Below are 22950 nucleotides of genomic sequence, written 5' to 3'. Positions count from 1 at the left end.
CGCGCGGTCCCACGGCCACCGGGAGAGGGGGAATCGGACGAGCCCCCACCGGTGGGAAGAAAGGTCGCCACCGGTGGTCGAGGTTTCTCTACCCGACCACTCCCACCAGGGCCAGTGACGTTCGCGGCCCGCTTTGTTTGACTTTCCTCGAGTGGGCGACAGGGCGCACCCGGGTCCTGCGACCCGCGCAAGCGATCGGAACATCGGCATGGGCACAAATGGAGGGCGTCGATCCTCGAAAAAGGGGATCGGCGCCCACGACCGGCCATACGGAAAAGAAAAGGATGATCCGACGGTCCTGCGGATCACGGGACTGACCAAGACCTACTCCCGGGGCGTCGTTCCCGTCCATGCCCTGAGAGGGGTGGACGTCGTCTTCCCCCGAGGGGGGTTCACCGCGATCATGGGACCCTCCGGATCGGGGAAGAGCACCCTCCTGCACTGCGCGGCCGGACTGGAGCGCCCCGACGCCGGCGCGGTGCTGGTGGAGGGGCGGGACATCACGGGCCTCTCCGAGAAGGACCTGACACGGTTGCGCGCACGCGCGTTCGGCTTCGTGTTCCAGTCCTTCAACCTCCTCCCCGTGCTCGACGCGGAGGAGAACATCACCCTCGGGCAGCGCCTGGCCGGCCTGCCCCCGGACAAGGCCCGGCTGGCCGGACTCGTGGACTCGCTCGGCCTGGAGGGCCGCCTCCGTCACCGGCCCGCCGAACTGTCCGGAGGGCAGCAGCAGCGGGTCGCCGTGGCGCGGGCGCTGCTGCACCGGCCGAGCGTGCTCTTCGCGGACGAGCCCACCGGCAACCTCGACTCCCGCTCCGGCGGCCAGGTCCTGGAGGCTCTGCGGCGTGCGGTGACCGAGCACGGCCAGACCGTCGTCATGGTCACCCACGACCCGGTGGCCGCGGCGCGCGCCGACCGGGTGCTCTTCCTCCGCGACGGCGGCATCGAGGACGAACTGTCCGACCCCGCCCCGGACACCGTGCTGGAGCGGATCAGGCGCTTGGAGTCCGTGTGATCAGGCTCGTGCTGCGGGGCGTGGCCGACCGGGCGCGCCCACTCGTCCTGTCCGTCCTGACCGTGGCCCTGGGGGCGGGGCTGGCCGTGGCCGCCCTGTCCCTGCAGGGTTCGGCCGACCGGGTGGCCGCCGAGGGAGCGGGTGCTCCCTGGCGGCTCTCGGAGCCGCCGATCGTCGTGGTGGCCGCCCCGGAGGACGCGGGCCTCACCGCGACGCCCTCCGGGGAGCCCGCGCGACTGCCCCCCGCGACCGTGGAAGCGCTGGCGGGGGTCCCCGGGGTCGCGGAGACGGAGGTGGAGGCGCCCTTCCCCGCCTACGTGGTGACCGACGAGCGCACGCTGGGGGGCCAGACGCAGCGCTCCTGGGGGCACTCGTGGGCGCTCGCCGAGGCCGAGCCCCTCACGCTCGCCCTAGGGCTGCCGCCCGGGGCGCAGGGGGAGGTGGCGATCGACGCCGGGACCGCGGCCGACGCGGGTGTGGCCCCCGGTGACCGCACCCGGGTTCTCACCCCCGAGGGCACAGCCACCGTGCTCGTCACCGGGATCGTGGACCGCGACACGGCCGGCGGGCAGGACCGGGGCGTCTTCTTCACGCCGGGCGAGGCCGCCGCGCGGGGCGGGGACCCGGTCCTGGCAGCGGTGTGGCCCCGGGAGGGGACGGACCCCTCCCGGCTCGCCGAGGCGATTCGGGAGGAGGTCCCGCAGGTCAGGGTGTTGACCGGGGTCGAGCGGAGCGAGGCGCTCGCACCGGGCCGGACCGGCCGCGAGCTGGCCTCGGGCATGGGGAGGTTCCTGGGCACGGTGTCCGGACTCGTGCTGGCGGTGGCGGCCGTCATGGTCGCCGGCCTGCTCACCACGACGGTGCGCAACCGCGTCCGGGAATTCGCCCTGCTGCGCCTGGCCGGGGCCGGGCCCGGGCTCGTCCGGCGCCTGGTCCTCGGTGAGGCCCTGGTCCTGGGCGCCGTCGCCGCGGTGCTCTCGTGGGTGGCGGGTGCGCTTCTGGCGTTGCTCATGGCCCGGTTCTTCGAGGCCATGGGGGTGCTCCCGCCGGGGTTCGAGCCGGAGGTTGGGCTGCCCGCGCTCGCCGCCGGAACGGTTCTGGCACTGGCCGTGCCGCTGCTGGCCTCCTGGGCGCCCGCGCGTGCGGCGGGGCGGACGGCGCCGGTCGAGGCCATGCGCGCGGCCCAGGTCGCGTCCGCGCCCCTGGCACGGGTGCGGGTCGCTCTGGGCGGGGTGGTCCTGGGCGGGGCTGTGGCGCTGCTCGCCGTGGCATGGGCGGCGGCGGGGAGCCGGGGGGCGGTGGTGGCGGCGCTCGCCGCCTCGATGGTCCTCGTCCTGGCGGCGGCCCTGCTCGCCCCGGTCCTCGTCCGGGGCGTGCTGCGCCTGGCGGGTCCGCTGGCGTCGAGGGGATCGGTGCCCTTCCTGGTGCACAGGGAGGCGTACGCCGACACGCGCCGGGTGGCGGGTGTGATGACGCCGCTCATGGTGACCACCGCCGTCGCCTGCGTGCTGCTGTTCCAGGGGCCGACCACGAGCGAGGCACGCATGCACTCCTACGGGGAGCGCCTCGCCGCCGACCTGGTGGTGTCCGGCTCCGTGGGGGTCGGGCTTCCCGAGACCGCGGCGCAAACAGCCGCCGGGGTTCCCGGGGTGTCCGCCGCAGGAGGGTTCCGGCAGACGGTCACGGCCGGCACCGGCGCTTCCCTGACGACCTACCTCGTCGATCCCGGGACCGTGGCGGACCTCTACCGGATCGACGCGGAACAGGGTGCGTGGGAGGCGTTCGACGCCGGCGGGGTCGCTCTCGACGCCGGGACGGCGGGGCAGGAGGGCTGGCGGGTGGGCGACACCGTCACACTCTCCGGGCCCGACGGGCAGCCGATCCTGGCCCGGGTGGCGGTTCTCTACGAGGCGGGGCTCGACTTCCCCGAGGTCCTGCTCCCCCGGCAGGTGCTCGCCCCCCGGATGCTGGACGCGATGGAGAGCGCCGTCTACGTCACGCTGGACCCCGGGGCCGACCCCGCCGCGGTCGCGCGCCGGCTGGAGGGGGCGATCGACGCCGGGCCCGGAATCCTGGTCACCGACCGGCCCGGCCACCTGGCCGACGTGGCGGCCCAGGGGGAGGGCGACGACTGGATCACCTACCTGATGGTGGCCGTGGTGGCGGGCTTCGCCGGGATCGGCGCGGTCAACACACTCGTCGTCTCCGTGGCGGCGAGGGCGGGGAACTTCTCCCTGCTGCGCCTGGTGGGGGCCTCCAGAGGACAGGTAGCGGGCATGGTCGCCGCCGAGGCGCTGGCGGTGTCGTCGGCGGCGGTGGCCCTGGGGACCGCGGCCGCGCTGGCCGGGCTCGCAGCCTCCGGGTACGCCTTCACCGGTGACACGGTGGTCCTGTCCGTCGCCCCGGGCCGGTACGCCCTCCTCGCCTCGGCGGTCCTGGCGCTGGGCCTGTCGGCGAACCTGGCGCCGGTCGCCGCGGCCCTGCGTGCCCGGCCCCTGCACGTGGTGTCCGCCACCGGATGAGGTACCACCGCCCGGACGCGGCGACCGGGCCGGTCGGGCGCTCCCGGCCGACCCGGCGGGGGCGGGTACGCGCGGGGAGCTCCCGCGCTCCTCCGAGGGCTGCCGCGACCTGTCGGGGACACGTCGGCCGTCCACGGCCGTTGAGCCGCGGAAGGGGCGCGGGCGCCGGTGCGGCCGGGACCGCCCCGGGCGCCCGCGGGCGGTTCAGGGGTTGTCGACGAGCCCGGTGAGCACCCGGCGCACCACCCGCTCGAACAGGGTGTGCGTGTCCTGGGGCGCTTCGGCGCCGGGACCGTCCGCCAGCGCGGCCAGCAGGAGCGGATGCCGTTCCGCGGTCGCCGCGGAGGCCAGGTGGGAGGCGTGCGCCCGTCGGGGGTCGGCGGGCGCGTTCCGGCGCTGGAGCTCGGTGCGGGCGAACAGGGTCACCAGCCCGTTCAGCACCCCGACGGTCTCCAGCCGGGCGGGGGAGGACAGCGGCGCCGGAGCCAGTGCGCGCAGTGCGTACTCCAGGTAGTCCATGCCCCGGGGGCCCAGGGCGGGTTCCGCGGGCAGGTCGAGCAGCCACGGGTGGCGCAGGTGGACCTGCTTGGCGCGGCCGGCGAGGGCGGCCAGGTCCTCGACCGGGTCCCCGCTCAACGGGACGCCGAGGTCGATCTCCGCGGCGGCGGCGTCCGCCATGAGGTCGAGGAGGTCGGCCCGGGTGGACATGTAGCGGTACAGCGAGGCCGGTCCCGTGCCGAGCTGTCCGGCCACCTGGCGCATGGACACCGCCGCGAGGCCGCCCCCGTCCGCCAGCCCGATCGCGGCGGCGGTGATCTGTGCCCGGCTGCGCTCCGGCGCGGGACCGCGTGCACCCCGTTCGGGGCGGTTCCACACGGTCGTCGGTTCCTCGGTCATCGGTCCCCGTTCCACTCCTGTTGCGACGCCCCCTATCCTAATACTGAGAACATTGATCGCAGTATTGTGAGGAGTGGGAGCATGGACCGACGACCGTGGACACCGACCCGGTGGGCACGCAACGGCGACGTCCGACTGGCCTGCGACACGTGGGCCGGCGCGGACGGGGGCGAGCCGCTCCTGCTCGTCATGGGCATGGGCGTCAGCCGGCGGTGGTGGCCGGACGGCCTGTGCCGGATCCTGGCCGAGCACGGCTTCTCGGTCGCCCGCTACGACCACCGCGACGCCGGCGAGTCGACGCACCTGCCGCCGGCGAGGACCCGCCTGCCCGCCACCGCCCTGCTGGGCAGACGCGGCGAGGCCTACACGGCCGAGGACATGGCCGACGACGCCGTCGCCGTGCTCGACGAGCTCGGCTGGGAGGCGGCCCACCTGCTCGGCGTGTCCCTCGGCGGCGCCGTGGCGCAACGCGTCGCGATCCGCCACCCGGGCCGTGTCCGCACCCTGACCTCGATGTCGGCGGTCCCCGCGGACGCGGCGGGGCTGGGCGTCCTGCGCTACATCCGCGTCCCCGCCGTCGCCAGGCTCAGCCGGATGCACTATCCCGACACCGAGGAGGGCACCGTCCGGGCCGGCCTGGCCATCGCCCGGTTCTGCGCCTCACCCGCCCGGCCCTTCGACGAGCGGGAGGAGCGGGCGAAGGCCGAACGCCTCGCCGACTCCGGCACCCGCGACACCCGGGCGCAGAGCCGTCAGATCGGAGCCCAGTGGCACGGCCCGGCGATCAGCACGATCACGGCCCCCACACTGGTGCTGCACGGCCGGGACGACCCCCTGATCCGGCCGAACGCCGCCGCCGCGATCGCCTCCCGCGTCCCCGGCGCGCGCCTGGTCGCCCTGCCGGGCGTCGGCCACGACATCCCCGCACCGGTGTGGCGCACCGTCGCCGCCGAGGTGCGCGCACTCGCCGACGGCTCACCGGATCGGCCGCACCGGGGCTGATCACATCGCGGTCCCGGCCCGGAACGGGGGAGTGGAGGCCGTGGGACCGGAGCGTCGGCGACCGGTCTCACGCGGAAGCGGTGACGCCTCCGGCGCCGACCCCTGGTGAGGGTCGGTGCCGGAGGCCGGTGACCGCCGATCCGGTGTGCCCGGTCAGAAGCGGTCGACCAGGAGCCGCCCGTCGGCGGCGCGCTGGCCCGCCAGGCCGCCGCCGTAGTTGGCCTCGACCCGCGCGCGCTCGGAGGCGTTGGGGGCGCGGACGGTGCAGTTCACCCCGCCGGTGGAGCCCGACATCAGCGAGGAGCACGGGCCGGGCTTGACGTCGGGCAGGCCCAGGCTGTGGCCGAGCTCGTGCGCGGCGATGCGCACCGCGTCGTAGCCCTGGGCGGTGCCCTGGCGGCCCATCCAGACGGTGACCTGCCCGCCCGGGCGCACCGGGCCCAGGTGGGCGCGGGGCCAGCCGTCGTCGGCGATGATGCGGATCTCGGCCCGCCGCCCGGCGGGGGCCGGCTCCAGGCGGACGTTGTTGACGCTGGAGTTCCACACGCCCACGGCCGAGGCGACGGCGGAGGCGTACTCCGCGGACTGGCTCGCGTCGTAGTACAGGGTGGTCTGGCGCAGGGGCTGGACCTGGTCCGCGGGTTCCGCGGAGGCCGGTACGGCGCCCACCAGCGTCAGCGCCAGGGCGCTCAGCGCGATGAGGAGGGGTGTGAGGATGCGTCTCAGCATGGGGGTCTCCCTGGGGTGAGGGTGCTGATCTCTCTGGTGACCCGGTGAGGTCGCCCTGATGCTATGTGTAGTGCCGTGTCGCCACAAGACGGGCAGAACGTCTGTTTGCGGCGCGGTGTACCGGCGGCGAGGGCCGGGGAGGGAGAGCCGGTTCCGCCCCGGCGGGCGGCTTCGCGGGGCGGGGCCCTGCCCGGGCGGAGCCGGGGTCGCGTCGACCACGGCCCGACCCCCGGCCGGACCGGCGCCGAGAAGGTCGAACCGGCAGTGGCGGGGGAACGCGTCGTCGCCCCCTCGGGAAGTCCTGACGACGGCGCGGCACCGTCGCGGGACACGGGCGGAGGGTCCGAAGGCGGTCCGCGGGCGCCTCCTCGGTCGTCACGCAGTGGAGTACAGGCTGGTGGCAGAGGCACTGTAACCTACGGTCATGAAATTGAAAATCATTATCAGAACCGTAGGAGTCGCATCGACTCTCGCCCTGGCCGGCTGCGCGACGGCGGCCGTCCCCGAAACCGACTCCACGGCGGCAGCGGGCGGGGGAGCGACCCCCTACCCCCTCAGCGTCGAGAACTGCGACACCGAGGTGACCGTCGAGCAGGCTCCCGAGCGCGCGGTCTCGCTGAACCAGTCGGCCACCGAGATCATGATCCGGCTCGGCCTCGCCGATCGCATGGCAGGCACCTCGTACGAGACCGACCCCGTCCCGAGCGACATCGCCGACGCCTACGAGGGCATCCCCCTGCTCACGGACGGCCTGCTCAAGCACGAGACCCTGCTGGAGGCGCAGCCCGACTTCGTCTACTCGTCGTTCGCCTCGTTCCTCACCGCAGAGAACGCCGGTGAGCGCGCCGAACTCCACGAACTCGGCGTCCCGACCTACCTCAGCGAGTTCGACTGCACCTACCACGAGGCCGTCGAGGGCGGCGCGACCTTCGAGATGCTGTTCGACGAGATCGAGACCATTGCCGAGGTCTTCGACGTGCCCGACGCCGGCGAAGAGCTCGTCGCCGAGCAGCAGGCCGTGGTCGACGAGGGACTCGAGATCGCCGAACAGATCGAGGGCACGCCGAGCCTGGTCTGGTTCTACTCGACCGCGTCGTCCTCTTCCACCCCCTCGGTCGCGGGGCCCGGCGGGCTCCCGCAGACCGTGACCGAGATGCTCGGCGCCGAGAACGCCTTCAGCGACGCCTCGACCAAATGGCCGGAGGTCAGCTGGGACGAGGTCGCCGCGCGCAACCCCGACGTGCTCGTGCTCGCCGACCTGAGCCGCGGATACCCCGGCGACACGGCCGAGGAGAAGATCGAGTTCCTCAAGAACGACCCGCTGACCTCGACCATGGACGCCGTCGTCAACGACCGCTTCATCGTCGTGCCCGGACAGCACATGGACCCGTCGGTCCACAGCGTGCAGGCCGTCCCGACCGTCGCGCAGGGCCTCATCGACATGGAGATCGAGTAATGACGAACACGAACGCCCTCGACCGGCTCATCCGCGCCTGGGACGACCAGCAGGCGGCGTACATCACCCACCGCGAGCAGAGGTTCGAGATCATGCTCGACGTCATCACGCGGATGTGCGCCTCCTCGGACGAGTTCGAGACCGACGGAACCGGCATGACCGTCCTCGATCTGGCGTGCGGCCCCGGCAGTCTCTCGCAGCGCGTCCTCGACCGGTTCCCGGGCGCCCGGGTGATCGGAGTCGACTACGACCCGGTGCTGCTCGCGATCGCGGGCTCCTGGCTCGGCCGACGCCACGGTTCACGCTTCACGCCCCTCGACGTCGATCTGGCAGCGCCCGGCTGGAGGGCTCAGCTCCCCGACGGGCCCGTGCACGTCGCCGTCTCGTCGACCGCGCTCCACTGGCTGGAGCCGGCGCAGCTCGTCGCCGTCTACGACGCCCTGGGGACCCTGCTCCCCGCCGACGGCGTCTTCATGAACGCCGACCACCTGCGCTACGACCCGCGCTCGCAGCCCTTCCTCACCGAGGCGGCGGCCGCCGACGACGAACGCACCCAGCACGACGCGCACGCGCAGGGCGTGCAGACCTGGGACGAGTGGTGGGCGGACGCCGTCGCGGACGACGCGTTCGGACAGCACCACGCCGAGCGCGAGCGCCGCTTCGCCGACCGCCCGCCCACACCGCACGCGCCGCTCGAGCTGCACCTGCAAGCGCTCGGCACCGCCGGCTTCGCCGAAACCGGTGTCATCTGGCGGTACTACGACGATGTCGTGGTGTTCGCGCGAAGATGACGAAACTCACCGATCCCTCACAGACCGGCTCGCGCGACACGGGCGCGCTTCCCGGAGCCGATCCCCTGGCGGCGCGAGCGACGGCAGGCGATGCCGTGGTCTCCCCGACACGTGCACCGGGCAGGCTGCGCTCGTCCCTCATCGTCGGCGCCTTCATCGTCGCGTTGTGCGCGTCGATCATCGTCGCGACCTTCGTCGGCACGGCGGACATCGGGGCGCTCGACGTGCTCGGGATCATCCTGCGCAACATCGGGCTGGGCGCCCTCGCCCCCGTTGCGCCGGCGCCGCCGCTCATCGACGCCCTCGTCTGGGAGTCGCGTCTGCCACGTGTGCTCCTCGCCGCCGTGGTCGGGCTCGGACTCTCGGTCTCGGGCGCGGTGCTGCAGTCGGTCACCCGCAACCCGCTCGCCGAACCGTACTTGCTCGGGGTCTCCTCCGGGGCGTCCACCGGGGCGGTCTCGGTCATGATCCTCGGGCTCGGCTCGGGCGCGGTGACCCTCTCGACGGGCGCTTTCGCCGGCGCGCTGGTCGCCTTCGCGATCGTGCTGTTCCTCATCGGGGGCGGACGCGTCTCGAACCCCGCCCGCGTGGTGCTCACCGGTGTGCTCGTGTCGCAGTTCTTCTCGGCGATCACCTCGCTCGTGCTGATGCTCGACGGCGACGCGGACGCCACCCGGGGCTTCACCTACTGGCTGCTCGGCTCACTCGGGGGTGCGCGCTGGGAGCCGCTGATCGTGGCGTCCGCCGTCATCGTGCTCGGAGCCGTCGGCTGCCTGTTCCTCGCGCCGGCCCTGGACGCGTTCACCTTCGGCTGGGACACCGCTTCCTCGCTCGGGATCAACGTGACCCTGGCACGGGTGGCGCTCATGGTCCTCACCGCGCTCATCACGGCGGCGGCCGTCGCGGCGTCCGGGGCGATCGGGTTCATCGGGCTGCTCGTGCCGCACATCGTGCGTCTGCTCGCCGGGCCCACGCATCGCCTACTGCTTCCCCTCTCGGGGCTCGGCGGAGCGATCTTCCTGGTGTGGGTCGACACCTTCGCCCGCTCGGCGTTCTCGCCGCACGACATCCCGGTGGGGGTGATCACGGCGCTGCTCGGTGCGCCGATGTTCGCGATCGTTCTGCGCAAGGCGGCTCGGCAATGACGGCACTGGCAGCGAACGACATCACGTGGTCGGTCGACAGGACACGCATCCTCGACGGGGTCTCGATCGAGGTGCGCTCGAACGAGGTGCTCGCCGTGCTCGGGCCCAACGGGGCCGGCAAGACCTCACTGCTGCGCATCCTGGCGGGGCTTCGGCGGCCGGATGCGGGGACGGTCCTCCTGGGCGGGGAACCGGTTCGCTCGTTGTCCCGGCGCGCGGTCGCCCGGCGGATGGCGATCGTCGAACAGTCGCCCGAGGTGCACACCGACATCACCGTCGACGAGGCCGTGGCGCTCGGCAGAACGCCGTACCGCAGCACCTTCGCCGGACTGGACGGCGAGGACCGTGCCGCGATCGAACACGCGCTCTCCCTCACCGGGATGCGCGCGTATCGATCCCGGTCGTGGCGGACGCTCTCCGGCGGTGAACAGCAGCGCGCCCAGCTCGCCCGCGCGCTCGCGCAGCAGCCGGAAGTGATCGTGTTGGACGAGCCCACCAACCACCTCGACGTCCGTTACCAGCTCGAAGTCCTCACCCTGCTCCGCTCGCTCGACATGACGGTGGTGACCGCCCTTCACGACCTCAACCTGGCCGCACGCTACTGCGACCGGGTCGCGGTCCTGCACGACGGTCGGGTCGCGGCGTCCGGGCCGCCCGCCGCTGTGCTGACGCCCGAGCTCATCCGCTCCGTCTATGCGGTCGAAGCCGTCGTCGACACCTCTCCACACACGGGTGCGCCGGTCGTGACCTACCTGGGGGCCGAGACCGGCATGCCCGCGTAGCCGGGTAGCGCCTGTTCGGGGCCGGGCTCCTGCCGAAAGACCACGGAGAGCCGTGGTCGGGGGCGTAGCGGTTCCCGGGGCTGCCCGGACCACGGCCGGGGGAGAGCCGGCGGCTGTCAGGGCTGTTGCCCGTGGCCGATCCGGCTCTCTCCCCATCTGCCACAAGCGCCCGGCCGAGCATGCCGATGGCTTTCGGGACGAGTTCCCGGGTGAGGACCGGGACCTTCGGGTACGCGGGAAGCACCGTCGGCGGACCCCGGCCGGAGGGAGGCTCCGGGGTCCGCCGACGGGTCCGCCGCGGAGGCGGACCGGCGGGTGCGCCCGACCCGGACGGGTCGCTCAGGGGCGCGAAGCCCCGGTGAGGGTGCAGTCCGGCTGCGCCAGGTCCAGCTCCGACCCGGTGGTCAGGCAGTCCGTGACCATGTGCACCTGCTGGCCGTAGGCGCGGCCCTGCCCGAAGGTGACGTTCCCGTCCCCGTCCACCTCACAGGGGTTGTCGTCGGTGCACTCCTCGCCGTCCCGGTTGTGGGTGTTGTGGACCCCCACCACCGTGGAGCCGTCGGGGGCCAGCAGCGCCGAACCGGACATGCCCGGAAAGACATCGCAGCCCCCGCCCGAGGCGTAGCGGATCGCGTCGTCCTGCTCGTAGCCGCCCTCGCGCAGGTGCGGGACCACGGCTTCGGCCGAGCACCCCAGACGGGTGTAGGGGACGAGCATGCTGAGCGGATCGCCCGAGCGCACGGGTTCGGAGGCCAGTTCGAGGACCTTGGCCCCCTCCGACTCCAGCTGCCCGTAGGTCGTGTCCAGGCGGTAGAGGGCGACGTCGGTGCCGGTCATCGTCGCGTACACCAGGCGCTCCAGCCGGGCGGTGGCCTGCGGGTAGCCCCGGGGGTCGCCGATGTGCACCTCGCCGTCGGCCGGGCGGTCGACCAGCGCGCTTCCCGGGGCGGGCCGCTCCTCCTGCACGCAGTGGCCGTTGGTCAGCATGAGCGCGGGGTCCTCCGGGAGCGAGGAGGCGGTGCGCACCACCGAGCCCGCGCAGCCGCCCAGGTACGCCGCCCCCTCCACGTCCGGGATCTCGTCGTCGGCGGGCACGTCGGTGCCGTCGACGATGCCGTCGATCCACGCGGTGTGCAGGGTGGCGTCGGTGAACCAGACCGGGGCGTCGTTCCCGCTCGGGCCGCTGACCACGCCGGCCACGGCCCACTCACCGTCCTCGCGGACCAGCGCGGGCCCGCCCGAGTCCATGTTGGCCGCGTTGACGCTGCCGTCGCGGCTGCCGATGCACAGTTCGTCGGTGCGGTCCGTGATCCCGCACGCCGAGGCCGGCTGGACCACGGTGTCGGCCTCGTGCAACCGGTTCGGGTAGCACGCCGGGTCGTCGCTGTCGTCGCAGGTCATGCCCCAGCCCAGGAGTCTGGCCGGTGAGCCCTCCGCCGGGGTGCTCCGGGCGATCCGCACGGGTTCGGCCTCGACCGGGGCCGCCAGGTGCATCAGCGCCAGGTCCCTGCCCCAGAAGCCGCCCTCGTCGTTGCTGGTCGCCAGCCGGTAGTAGTGGTCGACCTCGGCCACCTCGCCCCCGGAGGTGCTGTCCAGCGACCCGATCCGGACCTTCCAGCCCTGGGGGACGCCCACCTTCGCGTTGGTCGGGTTCTTGCCGGCGCAGTGGCTGGCGGTCAGCACCCACTGGGGGGCCAGGAGCAGGACGCCGCATCCGTGGCCGTCCTCGCGCGGGGGAGCGGGATACGAGGGTTGGAACGAGCCCATGAAGGAGTAGGCGCGGGTGGACTCGGTGCCGCCCACGATCGCCTGCGCCGGGACCGCGGTGAACAGGGGTACGGCGAGCGCGCACAGGGCGCCGAGCAGGAGGAGTTGTCTACGCATGCGCCGGACCGTACTCGGCCCCGTGTTGCGCAAATGTGTGGTGCCGCGCCGCAGCGGAGGCGTCCGCCGGAGGCGCTCCGGCCCCCGGCCCGAACCTCGCGGCCGGGGCGGCGGCTCAGGTGTGCGCAGCCGTGGCCCGGAGGCCGGCGAGCACCACGCCGACGATGCGCTCCGCGTCCGCGCGGGTGAACGTGCGCATGCCGCGGTTGACGATGAGGTGCACCGGGCCGGAGATCATCTCGCCGAGGAAGGAGCTCTCGACCGGGGGGAGCTCGCCCCGCTCCACGGCGGTGTCCACCCGCCGCTGCATGGCGGCCACGCGCTGGTCGAGGATCCTGGTCAGCGCCTGGACGGTGGGGCCCTGGCGGGCGGGTTGGACGGCCTGTTCGAGGGTCCGGCCGAACGGCGTCTCCAGACCGCCGGCGAGGGCCTCCAGGAAGTCCACCAGGTCCCGGTGGATGTCGCCGGTGTCGGCGACCGAGGCGAGGTCCTCGGCGTAGCGCAGCAGGGCTTCGACCACCAGCTCCTCGCGGTCGGGCCAGTTGCGGTAGACGCTGGTCTTGTGCACGCCGGCGAACTCGGCGACCTCCTCGTAGCGGAAGCCCGTGATGCCGTCGCGCGCCACGAGCTCGGCGGTCGCGGCGAGGATCTGCGCCCTCACCCGTGCGTTGCGGCCACCGGGGCGCCGTGCGGTCGGTCGGACGGTGTTTCCCTCGGCCATCGCCGCGCCCACCTCCTGGTCCTCTGCTCGGGTGCCGATTGTCGCCCGGCGCGGCGTTGCGGTGCAAGCCGGTCGTCGGTAAGCTCTCTAAAAGCAACTGATTGTTTCTTTAGTGTCGGCGGGCTGCCGTGGCAGCGGCCCGGACGACGACCGCCCTGCTCCGCGGTTCGCACACCCACCCCAGCGAAACCTGGAGCGCACACGTGAACATCCTCGTCTCCGGAGCCGGTGTCGCAGGGCTCGCCTGCGCCCTCGGACTCGGCGCCCGCGGCCACGACGTCACCCTCGTCGAGTACGCCCACCACCTCCGGCTCACAGGAACACCCGTCGACATCCGCGGTGACGCGATCGAGGCCGCGGAGAGGATGGGACTGCTCGCCACGATCCGGAAGCAGCGGATCCGGATGTCCGAGCTCGCCCAGTTCGTCGACAGCGCGGGCGAGCCGGTGGCCCCGCTCCCGCTGGCGCAGATCAACGACTCCGACGACGACATCGAACTCCTCCGCGAGGACCTCGTGCGCATCCTCGCCGACGCGCTCCCGGACACCGCGGCGATCCGCTTCGGCGACTCGATCCAGGCGCTGAACGACGACGGAAGCGGCGTCGACGTGCGTTTCGCCTCGGGCCGCACCGGCCGGTACGACCTGGTGCTCGGCGCCGACGGCCAGCACTCCGCCGTCCGCAGGCTCGTGTTCGGACCCGAGAAGGACCACCTGCGGCACCTCGGCGTCTACTTCGCCCTCGCCGACCTCCCCGCCGAGGCCCACACCGGGGGCATCAACCCGATCCACAACGTCCCCGGCCGGATGGCGGGCATCTTCCGGTACAAGGGCAGGGCCGTCGCGGTCTTCCAGTTCCGCTCGGACCCGATCGACCACGACCACCGCGACCCGGACGCCCAGAAGAAGATCCTCCTCGACGCCTTCGCCGGCCACCGGTCGTGGCGGATCCCGGAACTGCTCGACGCCGCCCGCGCCGACCCCGGTTTCTACCTCACCTCCGCGAGCCAGATCCACCTGCCCTCCTGGCACCGCGGCCGCGTCGCCCTCGTCGGGGACGCCGGGTACAGCCCCGCCTACCTGTCCGGCCGGGGCACCTCGCTCGCGCTCACCGGCGCCCGCTTCCTCGCCGAGGAACTCGAACGGAGCGGCGGCGACCACACCGCCGCGTTCGCCCGGTACGAGGCCCGGCAGCGCCCCTACGTCACCTTCGCCCAGGGCCGCGTCCACAGCGGCCGCGACCGCATGCTGCCCGCCACCTGGGAAGACATCGCAGCCCGCAACGAGGCGCTGCGCGCCTCCGGCGCCGGCGCCCCCTGAAACCGGCGCGGGACGACCGGCGCCCGGGGGCACCGCTCCCGGACCGGCCCCGCCGCCCGCGCCTCGTGCCCTCCGCCGGGCCCCCGCCCCCATGCACTGGAGAGAACCCACAGTGAAAGACACGCCGGCAACGCCCGCCCCGGGCGCCCAGGAGCACCGCTGGAGCAAGCGGCTCCTCCTCTGGGCGGCCGTCCTCACCCTCGCCAACGTCCTGGCAGACGTGGCCATCGGCTCGCCCATGATGGTCCTGCCCCAGCTGCTGGCCCACTTCGACACCGACCAGGCCGCATGGCTGAACGCGAGCGCGATGCTGGCCGGCGCCATCTGGTCGCCGCTGCTCGCGAAGAGCTCCGACATCTTCGGGCAGCGCCGGGTACTCGTCGCCACCCTGCTCCTGGCCTGCGCGGGAGCGCTGGTCTGCCTCGCCGCCCCCAACGTGTGGGTCTTCCTGGCGGGGCGCTTCCTCCAAGGCGCCGCCTTCGCAGCCGTCTTCATCACGGTGGCCCTCGTCCGCCAGATCTGCACCCCGGGTGTGGCGATGGCCGTGGTCGGGATCGTGACGTCCGGCTCCGCGGTCGTCGGCATCGCCGAGCCGTTCCTGATGCAGCCGGTCATCGAGGTGTTCGGCCACCGCAGCGTGTTCGTCGCGGCGGCGCTGCTCGCCGCGGCGGCCGCGCTCTGCGTGCGCTCCTTCATCCCGGAGTCGCCGATCCGCGGCACCGGCCGGATCGACGTGGGCGGGGCGCTCCTTCTCGGCGGCGGCCTCGGCGCGGTACTCGCCTACATCAGCCTCGGAAGTGACCTCGGATGGCTGTCCGGGGGCACGGTCGCGCTGCTGGCGGCCGGAACCGCCGCGCTGACCGGCTGGGCGTTCCTCGCACTGCGGGTCGAGGAGCCCGTCATCGACATCCGTGCCCTCAGCCGCCCGATCCTGCTCACGCTGCTGGCCCTGGTCCTGGCGGCGGGATCCTTCCGCAGCATGCTCCAGCTGACGGGGATCATCGCCCAGGTGCCCCCCGACCTGGGGCTCGGTTACGGGCTGGGCCACGGGGAGGCGGTCGCCGTGCTGCTCGCCGCGCCCAACCTCGGCATCGTCGTCGGCGGCACGTGCGCCGGATGGATCGCGGGGCGGTTCGGCCCCGCACTGCCCCTCCTCGGCGGCATCGCCGTCGGGGCGGTGGCGACCTTCGCGATGCTGGCGGGGGTGTCGGTGCTCCCGGTCGCGATCGCCTGCGGAGCCATGGTCGGCATGGCCGCCGGCGCGATCGGCGCCTCCGGCTACAACCTGGCGACCGGCATCGAGGCGCCCGAGCGGCAGGGCACGGTCGCCGGACTGGTGTCGGTCGTGCTCGCCCTCGGCTCGGTCGTCTTCAACTTCGCCGGGGGAGAGGTGCTCAAGGCGACCCAGATCGCCGGGACCTCGGCCGACGGCGCCCCGGTGAGCACGGCGGCCGGCGTGTACCTCTACGTCGCCGTGGCGGGGGTGCTCTTCGTCCTCGCCGCGGTGCCCGCGACCATGCTGGTACGCGACCGGACCGCAGCGCCGGCCGCGCCCGAGGGGGCGGAGGGTTCGGGTTCTCCCGCGGTCGGCCGGTAGCCCGGGGGCGGAGCGGCACGGCCCGTCGCCGCTGCTGGCAGAACCTTCGTGGCGGACGGCCGGGCCGTCCCGCGCTCCCCCGTCGACGCTCGGCCGACATCACGCATACAGGCCCATCAGCTCAGGAACGGGTTGGAAGACAATGGCGGGATTCGCCGAAAGGCTTCTTGGCATGGCCGGCATCGGTCCACCCTTCTCGTTCGACGAGGACGAGTGGGGTGCGGTCGAGCGCCATGTCGGATCCCCTCTGCCACAGGACTGCAAGATGATCTCGTCCGCACGTGAAAACCTCAGGACCGGCGCTGTCTCCCTCGTGCCGGGAACTTGAACGAACTCTGGCCTGAGCGCGGTCCCGTGTGGCGGGGAGGTATGCGTGAAGCGGTCACCACTACGCGAGAGAACTCCGCCCGTATTCGGTGACCTCGAATGCGAGAACCGTGAGCTACCCGGTCAGGGCCGACGAGATTCTCAGGACCGTGTCGGCCCTCCTCGCGTCAGTGCCACCTCCCACCAGCTCATCAGAGCCGTTCCGGAGCCGGGCCCGGCAACGGAGAAGCACCCTGGGGCCGCAGCCCGTCGAAGAGGATGGTGAGGTGACGCCGCCATGAATCTGGAGTTTGTTCCGTCCGGAGACCGACCGTGTGGACGAGAGCGCAGAGAATCAATAGGATATCGGACCCGGTGACGTCAGAACGGATTCCACCGGCTTCCTGGGCTCGGTCGACCAAAGCATTGGTTCTCGCATGCAGCTGATTCCGACACTCGGTCACTGTTGAATCTCCTTCGGTGACCGCCTGCAAGAACACAAGATCCTGGTGCTGCAACTGTTCTGCCGCCACAGTCAGGAACTCCAGCAACGCACCCGTGGGATCAGCGGATTCCAGCAGATTTCCCGCGACGGCGCTGAGCGAGACGAAATGACCGCCGACGACCACGGCGACCAGTTCCTCCTTCGTGGCGAAGTGTCGAAAGACGGTCCCCTTCGCCACGCCCGCACGGCGAGCGATATCCGCGATCGAGGCATCCATGCCCCGCTTGGCGAACTCCTCCTCTGCGGCAGCGAGGAGTAGTTCTCGGTTTCGCGCCGCGTCTGAGCGCAGTGAACGGGCAGACAGGGTCATGCACGCCATCCTAACAAGTTGACCAGGCGGTCATCTTGTGGTCCACTGTCGGCTTAAGATGACCGATCGGTCATGTTCTTCCTCGCCGGGCAGCCCCGCAAGCCCAGATCGGACAAGGACCCCATGCAGCTACAAGGATCCACAGCCCTCGTCACCGGCACCAACAGCGGGCTGGGTCGCCACTTCGCCATCGAGCTCCTGCGTCGCGGGGCGAAGGTCTATGCCACGGCCCGCCGCCCGGAGCTTGTCGATATCCCCGGTGCCGAGGTGCTCTATACCGACATCACCGACCAAACGTCCGTCGAAGCCGCCGCCGCGGTCGCCACCGACGTCGACCTGCTGATCAACAACGGTGCCTACACGGGGATCGGAAACCTTGTCAGCGGAGACCTCGATGTAGTCCGGCAGCTCATGGAATCGCACTACTTCGGCACACTTTCCATGATCCGAGCGTTCGCCCCCGTGCTGGCCGGCAATGGTGGCGGTGCCATCCTCAACGTCCTGTCAGCGGTGGCTTGGACCACCGTCGAGAGCAACACCGCCCTCGCCGCCGCCAAATCCGCGCAGTGGGGACTTACCAACGGTGTGCGGGTGGAGTTGGCGCCCCAAGGGACCCTGGTGGCCGCCTTCGTCCCCGGGCTCGTGGCCAGCGAAACCCTGAAAGAAGCCATGAAGGCTTCCGGGTTCGCTCTCCCCGAGGATCCGATGATCGAACCGGACTACCTCGTTCGACTGGCACTGGACGGAATCGAGGCAGGGGAGGTCGAGATCCTTGACCGCTTCGGAGCCGCAGCGAAGGCAACCCTCTCGGGCCCTCCGCGCACCTTCGACCTGACAGCGCTGGCATAGCTATGGCATAGGTATAACCCCCTGGGTGTCGCGACGGGAACACCGGAGTGCGAGGTCCTGCCCGCCCATTTTCGCGGACGGCCGCTGTTCGGTGAGGAACGGGGCCGGTGAGGTGTGGTCGGATGGACTGTGCCGGGTGCCCGGAGCGGGGTGTTCCGTGGTACGTCGAGGGGATTTCATGAACCATCTGCAGTGGATGAAGGACAGATTTCCCGGGGCCGAGTCAGGGGAAGGCCCTGCTGACTGGAACGCCTTGGAATCGGAATCCGGGATCTCCTTTCCCGAGGACTACAAGGCTCTGCACGATCATTTCGGACCCTTCGCCCTGGATGACGGCTTCGCTGTCCTGGGTCCTGCCGCCATCGCGCGGGTCCGTGCGGGGGACCGGGAGGATCTGGGGCGGGCGACCGGGGGGAAGGCCGGTTTCTTCAGCGGCAGCGGGGTCGGGTTCACCCGCCTGGAGATCGAGGGTGAGTTCATCTACTTCGACGACCTGCTGAGATTCGGAACGACCGACGTGGCCTACAGCCTGTATTGGCACACCTCCTCGGACGACCCTCGGAAGTGGGGGATCGTGGTGGGAGATGCAAGCCGGTGGTACGTGTTCGACACGGGGATCACCGAATTCCTCGTCTCCATGCTCTCGAGGAACCTGTCCTGTCCTCCGCTGGTCCAGGACGACTGGCCCGATGAGAACACGGAGCTCTCTCCTCTCCGGTGACGCGTGGACCCCGGGGGCTCGGCGGGCGGGTGGAGCCCGCGAACCGGGGAGCACCGGGACCGGGCGGTGCGGGGCGTCCGGCCGAGAGCGGCGAAGCCGGGCACGGGCGTCGCCGCCGGACGAACGGGCGCGACCACCCCCGAGAGGACGGCTGCGGGGGTGGTCGCGGGTCGGTGTGGGCACGTCCGCGTCGAACGGTCGTCGGGGGCGGGTCCGGTCTCCCAGGCTGTCGGCCGTCGTGCCGAACCCGTCGGGACGGCCTCGTCACACGCGATGGAGGGCGCTGGTCTCCCCTCGGCCGATCAGCTTGTCGAGGGTGATCGGCAGGTCGCGGACCCGGATGCCGGTGGCGTTGAAGACCGCGTTCCCGACCGCGGCGGCGCTGCCCACGGTGCCGAGCTCGCCGAGACCGCGAGCCCCTGTGGCACTGAAGGCGGTGTCGGAGTAGTCGAGCCACGTCACGTCGATCGGTGGGACGTCGGCGTTCACGGCCACCAGGTAGTCGCCCAGGTTCCCCGCGGCGAAGCGCCCGCTCTCCTCCACCGGGTTCGCCTCCAGCAGAGCGCCGCCGATGCCGAAGACGACGGCGCCGACGAACTGGCTGCGCGCCGTGCGGGCGCTGAGCACCCGCCCGACGTCGAAGGCGCTCGTGAACCGGCTGACCCGGGGCTCGCCGGTGAAGCGGTTGACCCGTACTTCGCAGAAGTGCGCGCCGAAGCCGTGCGCTGCGAGCTGCGCGGCGGAGGGCTCGGCCACCGGTGTCGTGGCCTCGACCGCGGGCAGCCGGGCCATCCCGAGCAGCTCGGCGAACGAGGCCGAGTCCGCGCCCGCCTCGACCCGCCCCTCCCGGTAGGTCAGGGCGGACGGGTCGAGCCCTCGGAAGGGCGACCCCTCCGTCCGGACGGCCAGGTCCAGCAGGGCGGCGATCAGTACCCGCGAGGTCGACTGGATCGCCGGGGCCAGGGCGCCGGCGGCGCGGGAACCGGCCGCGGGGGCGCTCGCGGGCAGGGCGGAGTCGCCCAGCTCGGCCGTCACCCGTTCGATCGGCACACCGAGCGCGTCGGAGGCGACGATCGAGGCCACCGTGTACGTTCCGGTCCCGATGTCGGGCGTCGAGGCCGACACCACGACGGTTCCGGAGTCGCGCAGCTGCATCCGCACCGGCCACGGTTCCGCGTGCGCGGGGTAGACCGCGCTCGCCATGCCGACGCCGATCAGCCAGTCGCCGTCGACGCGGGAGCCGGGGACCGGGTCCCGGTCCTCCCAGCCGAAGCGTTCCGCCCCGATGCGGTAGCACTCGTCGAGGCGCTTGCTCGTCCACGCCTGCCCGCTGCTGGGCACGGTCGTCGTGTAGTTGCGCAGCCTCAGCTCGAGCGGGTCCATGTCCAGGGCGACGGCGAGCTCGTCCATCGCGGTCTCGAGCGCGAACGCGCCCGGCGCCTCGTTCGGTGCCCGCATCGCCCACGTGGGCGGGGTGTCCATGGTGACCAGCCGCTGGTCGATCGCCAGGTTGCGGGTGCGGTAGAGGACGCCGGTCGTCTCCGTCGCGGGGATCTCGGGCCAGCCGCCGACAGCGGGCAACTCGGCGGCGCTCTCGTGGGACACCGCGTTGAGCGTGCCGTCCCGGTCGGCGCCGAGCCGGACCCGCTGGGTCATCATCGGCCGGTGCCCGGACAGCACGATGCTCTGCTCCCGGGTGAGGGCGAGCCGGACGGGGCGGGCGAGCTCCCGGGCCGCCACCGCGGCGAGCGCGGCCTCGCTCCAGACCGGCACCCGGCTCCCGAAGCCCCCGCCGACGAAGGGGCTGACCACCCGGACCCGGTCCGAGGGGATCCCGATGCGGGTCGCGAGCAGCATGGCGTACATCTGGGGTGCCTGAGAACCCGAGTAGACGGTGAGGTCGTCGCCCTGCCACACCGCCGTGATGCCGTGCGGTTCCATCGCGACATGGCTCTGCGCCTCCTGTTCCACGGTCGTCTCCACCACGACCGCGCTCGCCCGGAGCGCGTCGTCGATCGTGTCGACGCCCGGCGCGAGCAGGGTCGGGTCGGGCGACGGACCGTCCGGCGACATGCCGGGCGAGGGCAGGCCCGGAAGCCCTGCGGAGAGGGAGGTCCGGGCCGGCGCTTCCTCGTACTCGACGGTGACCTGTGCGGCCGCGTCCCGGGCCTGTTCCGCGGTCTCCGCCACCACCAGGCCGATGATCTGCCCGCGGAAGCGCACCTCCCGGTCCTGCAGCGGCGCGTAGTTCTCGCCGAAGCCGGGCACGGCGTGGATCGGCAGCGGAGCGAGCGGGGTGTAGACCGCGATCACGCCCGGTTGTCTCCGGGCCTCGTCGACGTGCATCGCCCGGACACGGCCGCGGGCGATCGCGCTCACCACGACGTGGGCGGCGGCGGCGCGGTCGACGGGGTGGTCGGCCGTGTAGCGCGCGGCGCCGGTCACCTTGAGCCGACCGTCGACGCGGGCGACGTCACTTCCGATCGGGGTGCTCACGACCGGCCTCCCAGGGCGACGAGGGCGCGCACGAGCGTGCGGCGGAGCAGGGCCGGCTTGAACATGTTGTGGGGGAGCGTGCGGGCGTCCTCGCCCGCCGGTGCGGCGGCCGCCTCGTACGTCGCGAGGGCGGCCGGCCTGCCGACGAGCGCCCGTTCCACCGCCTCCAGCCGCCAGGGGCGGGTGCCCACCCCGCCGGCGGCGACGCGTGCGTCGCGGATCGTGCCGCGGTCGAGGTCGAGGTCGAGCGCGACGGCGACGGACGCCAGGGCGAACTCGTACGACCGGCGGTCCCGGATCTTGAGGTAGGCCGACCTGGACGCCCACGGCAGCGGCGGCACGGTCAGCCCGGTGAGCAGCTCGCCGGCCCGCAGCTCGTTCTCGACCTGCGGGGTGTGGCCGGGCAGCCGGTAGAAGTCCGCCAGCGCGACGGTGCGCTTCTCCCGGAGGCTCTCCAGGTGCACCCGGGCGTCGAGGGCGACGAGTGCCACCGCGACGTCGCTCGGGTGCGTGGCGACGCACGCGTCGCTCGTGCCCAGCACCGCGTGCATCCGGCTGTGACCGGTCAGCGCGGCGCAGCCGCTGCCGGGCTCGCGCTTGTTACAGGCTGTCGTCAGGTCGCGGAAGTAGCCGCACCGCGTGCGCTGCAGCAGGTTGCCGCCCATGCTCGCCATGTTCCTGATCTGGGGTGAGGCGCTGAGCTCGAGTGCCTGGCTGATCATCGGGTACCGGGATCGGACGTCCTGGTGGTCCGCGACGTCGCTCATCCGTTCCAGCGCGCCCACGTGCAGACCGCCGCGATCGACGGTGATACCGCGCAGTGGCAGCCGGTTGATGTCCACCACGCGCGAAGGGGTCATCAGCTCGAGCTTCATCAGGTCCACCAGGGTGGTGCCGCCCGCGAGGAAGGCGCTGCCCTCGTGGGCGTCGCCCAGGGCCGCACCGACCGACCGGGGGCGGGTGAAGTCGTAGGGACGCATCAGCCCACCTTCCCGCGAACGGACCTGACGGCGTCCACGATGAACGGGTACGCGCTGCACCGGCAGATGTTGCCCGACATGTGCTCCCGGATCTCCTCGTCCGAGCCGGTCCGTCCCTCCTCGACCAGGGACACCGCCGACATGATCTGTCCGGGGGTGCAGAAACCGCACTGGAAGCCGTCGTGGTCGATGAAGGCCTGCTGCACGGGGTGCAGCTCGTCGCCGTCGGCCAGACCCTCGATCGACGTGACCCGGGCGCCGTCCAGGGCCGCCGCCAGCGTCAGGCACGACAGCACCCGCCTGCCGTCGACCTGGACGGTGCACGCACCGCACTGGCCGCGGTCGCAGCCCTTCTTGGTGCCGGTCAGCGCGAGCCGGTCGCGCAGGGTGTCGAGCAGGGTCGCCCGCGGGTCGGTCTCCATCCGGACCCGGCTGCCGTTCACCCGCAGGCTCACCTCGACCGGGTTCTCGCCGACGGATTCCACGGTCGCGGTCGGGGCGTTCTCGGCCACGGTCGGCACGGCGCCCGCCGCCGTGGCCGCACCGGCGCTACCGGGGGACTGCCGGCGGGACGTCCCTGGCCCAGGGCGCGGACGTTCTCGCGATGGATCGGTGGGAGGCATGGCGACTCCTGATGTGTGCGTCCTGACGTGCGGGCCTGTGCGAATACCGGAAAGGCGGGGCGGGGGAACCGCCGGCCGTGCGGGGAGGTGGCGATGGCGTCCATGCTGGCGGCTCGGGGAAACCTCAGCCAGGACTCACCGATCCCCCTTTCGGGGGAACCTTCGCGGGATCGGGCGTCCGACCGTGCGGCGGTACGGGCGATCGCCCCATCGCGGGTGGCCGCGTCCCTGCGAGCCCCCACCGTCATCCGCGTCGCCTCCCGCCTTCTCCATCGCGGAAGCCGCCATCACCTGCCGTGT

Annotated in this window: 19 protein-coding genes; 11 read left to right on the top strand and 8 right to left on the bottom strand. The window is 72.6% G+C overall.

Annotated elements, in window-relative coordinates; genetic code table 11:
- The first annotated feature begins 304 nt into the window (after nucleotides 1–304).
- Nucleotides 305–1015 (top strand): ABC transporter ATP-binding protein, encoded by a 711-nt coding sequence (locus OUQ99_RS17865; protein ID WP_267950415.1) that lies wholly within the window; start codon nucleotides 305–307, stop codon nucleotides 1013–1015.
- Complete coding sequence (locus tag OUQ99_RS17860; protein ID WP_267944902.1) at nucleotides 1012–3537, top strand: ABC transporter permease; 2526 nt, start codon at nucleotides 1012–1014, stop codon at nucleotides 3535–3537. Before OUQ99_RS17865 ends, OUQ99_RS17860 begins: the two co-directional genes overlap by 4 nt.
- A 204-nt stretch (nucleotides 3538–3741) precedes the next feature.
- Here the strand turns inward: OUQ99_RS17860 and OUQ99_RS17855 are convergent, their stop codons facing one another.
- Entirely contained in the window at nucleotides 3742–4434 is a 693-nt protein-coding gene (locus OUQ99_RS17855) for a TetR/AcrR family transcriptional regulator (protein WP_267944901.1), read from the bottom strand.
- An 81-nt stretch (nucleotides 4435–4515) separates the two neighbouring features.
- Here OUQ99_RS17855 and OUQ99_RS17850 point away from each other — a divergent pair, with 81 nt between their 5' ends.
- Nucleotides 4516–5436, top strand: a complete 921-nt coding sequence (locus tag OUQ99_RS17850; protein WP_267944900.1) for an alpha/beta fold hydrolase — start codon at nucleotides 4516–4518, stop codon at nucleotides 5434–5436.
- 153 nt (nucleotides 5437–5589) lie between these two features.
- On the opposite strand, the gene OUQ99_RS17845 is transcribed toward OUQ99_RS17850, so the two are convergent.
- The gene (locus tag OUQ99_RS17845) at nucleotides 5590–6165 is read right to left on the bottom strand and encodes a snapalysin family zinc-dependent metalloprotease (protein ID WP_267944899.1); all 576 of its coding nucleotides are present in this window, start codon (nucleotides 6163–6165) and stop codon (nucleotides 5590–5592) included.
- Nucleotides 6166–6589: 424 nt separating this feature from the next.
- Between OUQ99_RS17845 and OUQ99_RS17840 the strand changes: the two genes are divergently transcribed.
- The 4 genes from OUQ99_RS17840 to OUQ99_RS17825 are packed head-to-tail and all read left to right on the top strand — an operon-like array spanning nucleotide 6590 to nucleotide 10339.
- Nucleotides 6590–7621 carry an ABC transporter substrate-binding protein gene (locus OUQ99_RS17840; RefSeq protein WP_267944898.1) on the top strand — a complete coding sequence of 344 codons (1032 nt, stop codon included), beginning with the start codon at nucleotides 6590–6592 and terminating at the stop codon, nucleotides 7619–7621.
- Complete coding sequence (locus tag OUQ99_RS17835) at nucleotides 7621–8412, top strand: class I SAM-dependent methyltransferase (protein ID WP_267944897.1); 792 nt, start codon at nucleotides 7621–7623, stop codon at nucleotides 8410–8412. Before OUQ99_RS17840 ends, OUQ99_RS17835 begins: the two co-directional genes overlap by 1 nt.
- The gene (locus tag OUQ99_RS17830) at nucleotides 8409–9557 is read left to right on the top strand and encodes a FecCD family ABC transporter permease (protein ID WP_267944896.1); all 1149 of its coding nucleotides are present in this window, start codon (nucleotides 8409–8411) and stop codon (nucleotides 9555–9557) included. The genes OUQ99_RS17835 and OUQ99_RS17830 overlap by 4 nt, the downstream gene beginning before the upstream one ends.
- Nucleotides 9554–10339 carry an ABC transporter ATP-binding protein gene (locus OUQ99_RS17825; protein ID WP_267944895.1) on the top strand — a complete coding sequence of 262 codons (786 nt, stop codon included), beginning with the start codon at nucleotides 9554–9556 and terminating at the stop codon, nucleotides 10337–10339. Before OUQ99_RS17830 ends, OUQ99_RS17825 begins: the two co-directional genes overlap by 4 nt.
- Before the next feature lie 339 nt (nucleotides 10340–10678).
- Here OUQ99_RS17825 and OUQ99_RS17820 read toward each other — a convergent pair whose 3' ends face one another.
- Together OUQ99_RS17820 and OUQ99_RS17815 are read right to left on the bottom strand one after the other, a co-directional pair.
- Nucleotides 10679–12223 carry a trypsin-like serine protease gene (locus OUQ99_RS17820; RefSeq protein ID WP_267944894.1) on the bottom strand — a complete coding sequence of 515 codons (1545 nt, stop codon included), beginning with the start codon at nucleotides 12221–12223 and terminating at the stop codon, nucleotides 10679–10681.
- Between the two features lie 115 nt (nucleotides 12224–12338).
- Complete coding sequence (locus OUQ99_RS17815; RefSeq protein WP_267944893.1) at nucleotides 12339–12944, bottom strand: TetR/AcrR family transcriptional regulator; 606 nt, start codon at nucleotides 12942–12944, stop codon at nucleotides 12339–12341.
- A 203-nt stretch (nucleotides 12945–13147) separates the two neighbouring features.
- On the opposite strand from OUQ99_RS17815, the gene OUQ99_RS17810 reads away from it, so the two are divergent.
- Together OUQ99_RS17810 and OUQ99_RS17805 are read left to right on the top strand one after the other, a co-directional pair.
- On the top strand, nucleotides 13148–14263 hold the full coding sequence (locus tag OUQ99_RS17810) for an FAD-dependent monooxygenase (protein ID WP_267944892.1): 1116 nt from the start codon (nucleotides 13148–13150) through the stop codon (nucleotides 14261–14263).
- 112 nt (nucleotides 14264–14375) lie between these two features.
- Nucleotides 14376–15860 (top strand): MFS transporter, encoded by a 1485-nt coding sequence (locus OUQ99_RS17805; protein WP_267944891.1) that lies wholly within the window; start codon nucleotides 14376–14378, stop codon nucleotides 15858–15860.
- A 518-nt stretch (nucleotides 15861–16378) separates the two neighbouring features.
- Here the strand turns inward: OUQ99_RS17805 and OUQ99_RS17800 are convergent.
- The gene (locus OUQ99_RS17800) at nucleotides 16379–16981 is read right to left on the bottom strand and encodes a TetR/AcrR family transcriptional regulator (RefSeq protein ID WP_267944890.1); all 603 of its coding nucleotides are present in this window, start codon (nucleotides 16979–16981) and stop codon (nucleotides 16379–16381) included.
- 72 nt (nucleotides 16982–17053) lie between these two features.
- On the opposite strand from OUQ99_RS17800, the gene OUQ99_RS17795 reads away from it, so the two are divergent.
- Nucleotides 17054–17830: an SDR family NAD(P)-dependent oxidoreductase gene (locus OUQ99_RS17795; RefSeq protein WP_267944889.1), complete on the top strand. Its 777-nt coding sequence runs from the start codon at nucleotides 17054–17056 to the stop codon at nucleotides 17828–17830.
- 178 nt (nucleotides 17831–18008) lie between these two features.
- A complete protein-coding gene (locus OUQ99_RS17790; RefSeq protein WP_267944888.1) occupies nucleotides 18009–18551 on the top strand; it encodes a hypothetical protein in 543 nt (180 codons plus the stop codon).
- A gap of 264 nt (nucleotides 18552–18815) precedes the next feature.
- Here OUQ99_RS17790 and OUQ99_RS17785 read toward each other — a convergent pair whose 3' ends face one another.
- Genes OUQ99_RS17785 through OUQ99_RS17775 form a run of 3 tightly spaced genes read right to left on the bottom strand, consistent with a single transcriptional unit; the run spans nucleotide 18816 to nucleotide 22449 of the window.
- Nucleotides 18816–21047, bottom strand: coding sequence for a xanthine dehydrogenase family protein molybdopterin-binding subunit (locus OUQ99_RS17785; protein WP_267944887.1), 2232 nt, complete (start codon nucleotides 21045–21047; stop codon nucleotides 18816–18818).
- Nucleotides 21044–22027 carry an FAD binding domain-containing protein gene (locus tag OUQ99_RS17780; RefSeq protein WP_267944886.1) on the bottom strand — a complete coding sequence of 328 codons (984 nt, stop codon included), beginning with the start codon at nucleotides 22025–22027 and terminating at the stop codon, nucleotides 21044–21046. The genes OUQ99_RS17785 and OUQ99_RS17780 overlap by 4 nt, the downstream gene beginning before the upstream one ends.
- On the bottom strand, nucleotides 22027–22449 hold the full coding sequence (locus OUQ99_RS17775) for a (2Fe-2S)-binding protein (protein ID WP_378554867.1): 423 nt from the start codon (nucleotides 22447–22449) through the stop codon (nucleotides 22027–22029). The genes OUQ99_RS17780 and OUQ99_RS17775 overlap by 1 nt, the downstream gene beginning before the upstream one ends.
- Nucleotides 22450–22950: the final 501 nt, after the last annotated feature.

The organism is Streptomonospora nanhaiensis (assembly GCF_026642255.1).
In the GTDB taxonomy this organism is placed as follows: Bacteria; Actinomycetota; Actinomycetes; order Streptosporangiales; family Streptosporangiaceae; genus Nocardiopsis; species Nocardiopsis tropica.
The sequence above is the reverse complement of the archived record's forward strand: the minus strand, read 5'-3'. Positions and strand labels throughout refer to the sequence as shown.

Excerpts from the sequence above, each read along its gene's own strand:
- OUQ99_RS17855 (WP_267944901.1), bottom strand. The coding sequence starts at position 4,434 with ATGACCGAGGAACCGACGACCGTGTGGAACCGCCCCGAACGGGGTGCA.
- OUQ99_RS17850 (WP_267944900.1), top strand. The coding sequence starts at position 4,516 with ATGGACCGACGACCGTGGACACCGACCCGGTGGGCACGCAACGGCGAC.
- OUQ99_RS17845 (WP_267944899.1), bottom strand. The coding sequence starts at position 6,165 with ATGCTGAGACGCATCCTCACACCCCTCCTCATCGCGCTGAGCGCCCTG.
- OUQ99_RS17840 (WP_267944898.1), top strand. The coding sequence starts at position 6,590 with ATGAAATTGAAAATCATTATCAGAACCGTAGGAGTCGCATCGACTCTC.
- OUQ99_RS17835 (WP_267944897.1), top strand. The coding sequence starts at position 7,621 with ATGACGAACACGAACGCCCTCGACCGGCTCATCCGCGCCTGGGACGAC.
- OUQ99_RS17830 (WP_267944896.1), top strand. The coding sequence starts at position 8,409 with ATGACGAAACTCACCGATCCCTCACAGACCGGCTCGCGCGACACGGGC.
- OUQ99_RS17825 (WP_267944895.1), top strand. The coding sequence starts at position 9,554 with ATGACGGCACTGGCAGCGAACGACATCACGTGGTCGGTCGACAGGACA.
- OUQ99_RS17820 (WP_267944894.1), bottom strand. The coding sequence starts at position 12,223 with ATGCGTAGACAACTCCTCCTGCTCGGCGCCCTGTGCGCGCTCGCCGTA.
- OUQ99_RS17815 (WP_267944893.1), bottom strand. The coding sequence starts at position 12,944 with ATGGCCGAGGGAAACACCGTCCGACCGACCGCACGGCGCCCCGGTGGC.
- OUQ99_RS17800 (WP_267944890.1), bottom strand. The coding sequence starts at position 16,981 with ATGACCCTGTCTGCCCGTTCACTGCGCTCAGACGCGGCGCGAAACCGA.
- OUQ99_RS17795 (WP_267944889.1), top strand. The coding sequence starts at position 17,054 with ATGTTCTTCCTCGCCGGGCAGCCCCGCAAGCCCAGATCGGACAAGGAC.
- OUQ99_RS17790 (WP_267944888.1), top strand. The coding sequence starts at position 18,009 with ATGAACCATCTGCAGTGGATGAAGGACAGATTTCCCGGGGCCGAGTCA.
- OUQ99_RS17780 (WP_267944886.1), bottom strand. The coding sequence starts at position 22,027 with ATGCGTCCCTACGACTTCACCCGCCCCCGGTCGGTCGGTGCGGCCCTG.
- OUQ99_RS17775 (WP_378554867.1), bottom strand. The coding sequence starts at position 22,449 with ATGGAGACCGACCCGCGGGCGACCCTGCTCGACACCCTGCGCGACCGG.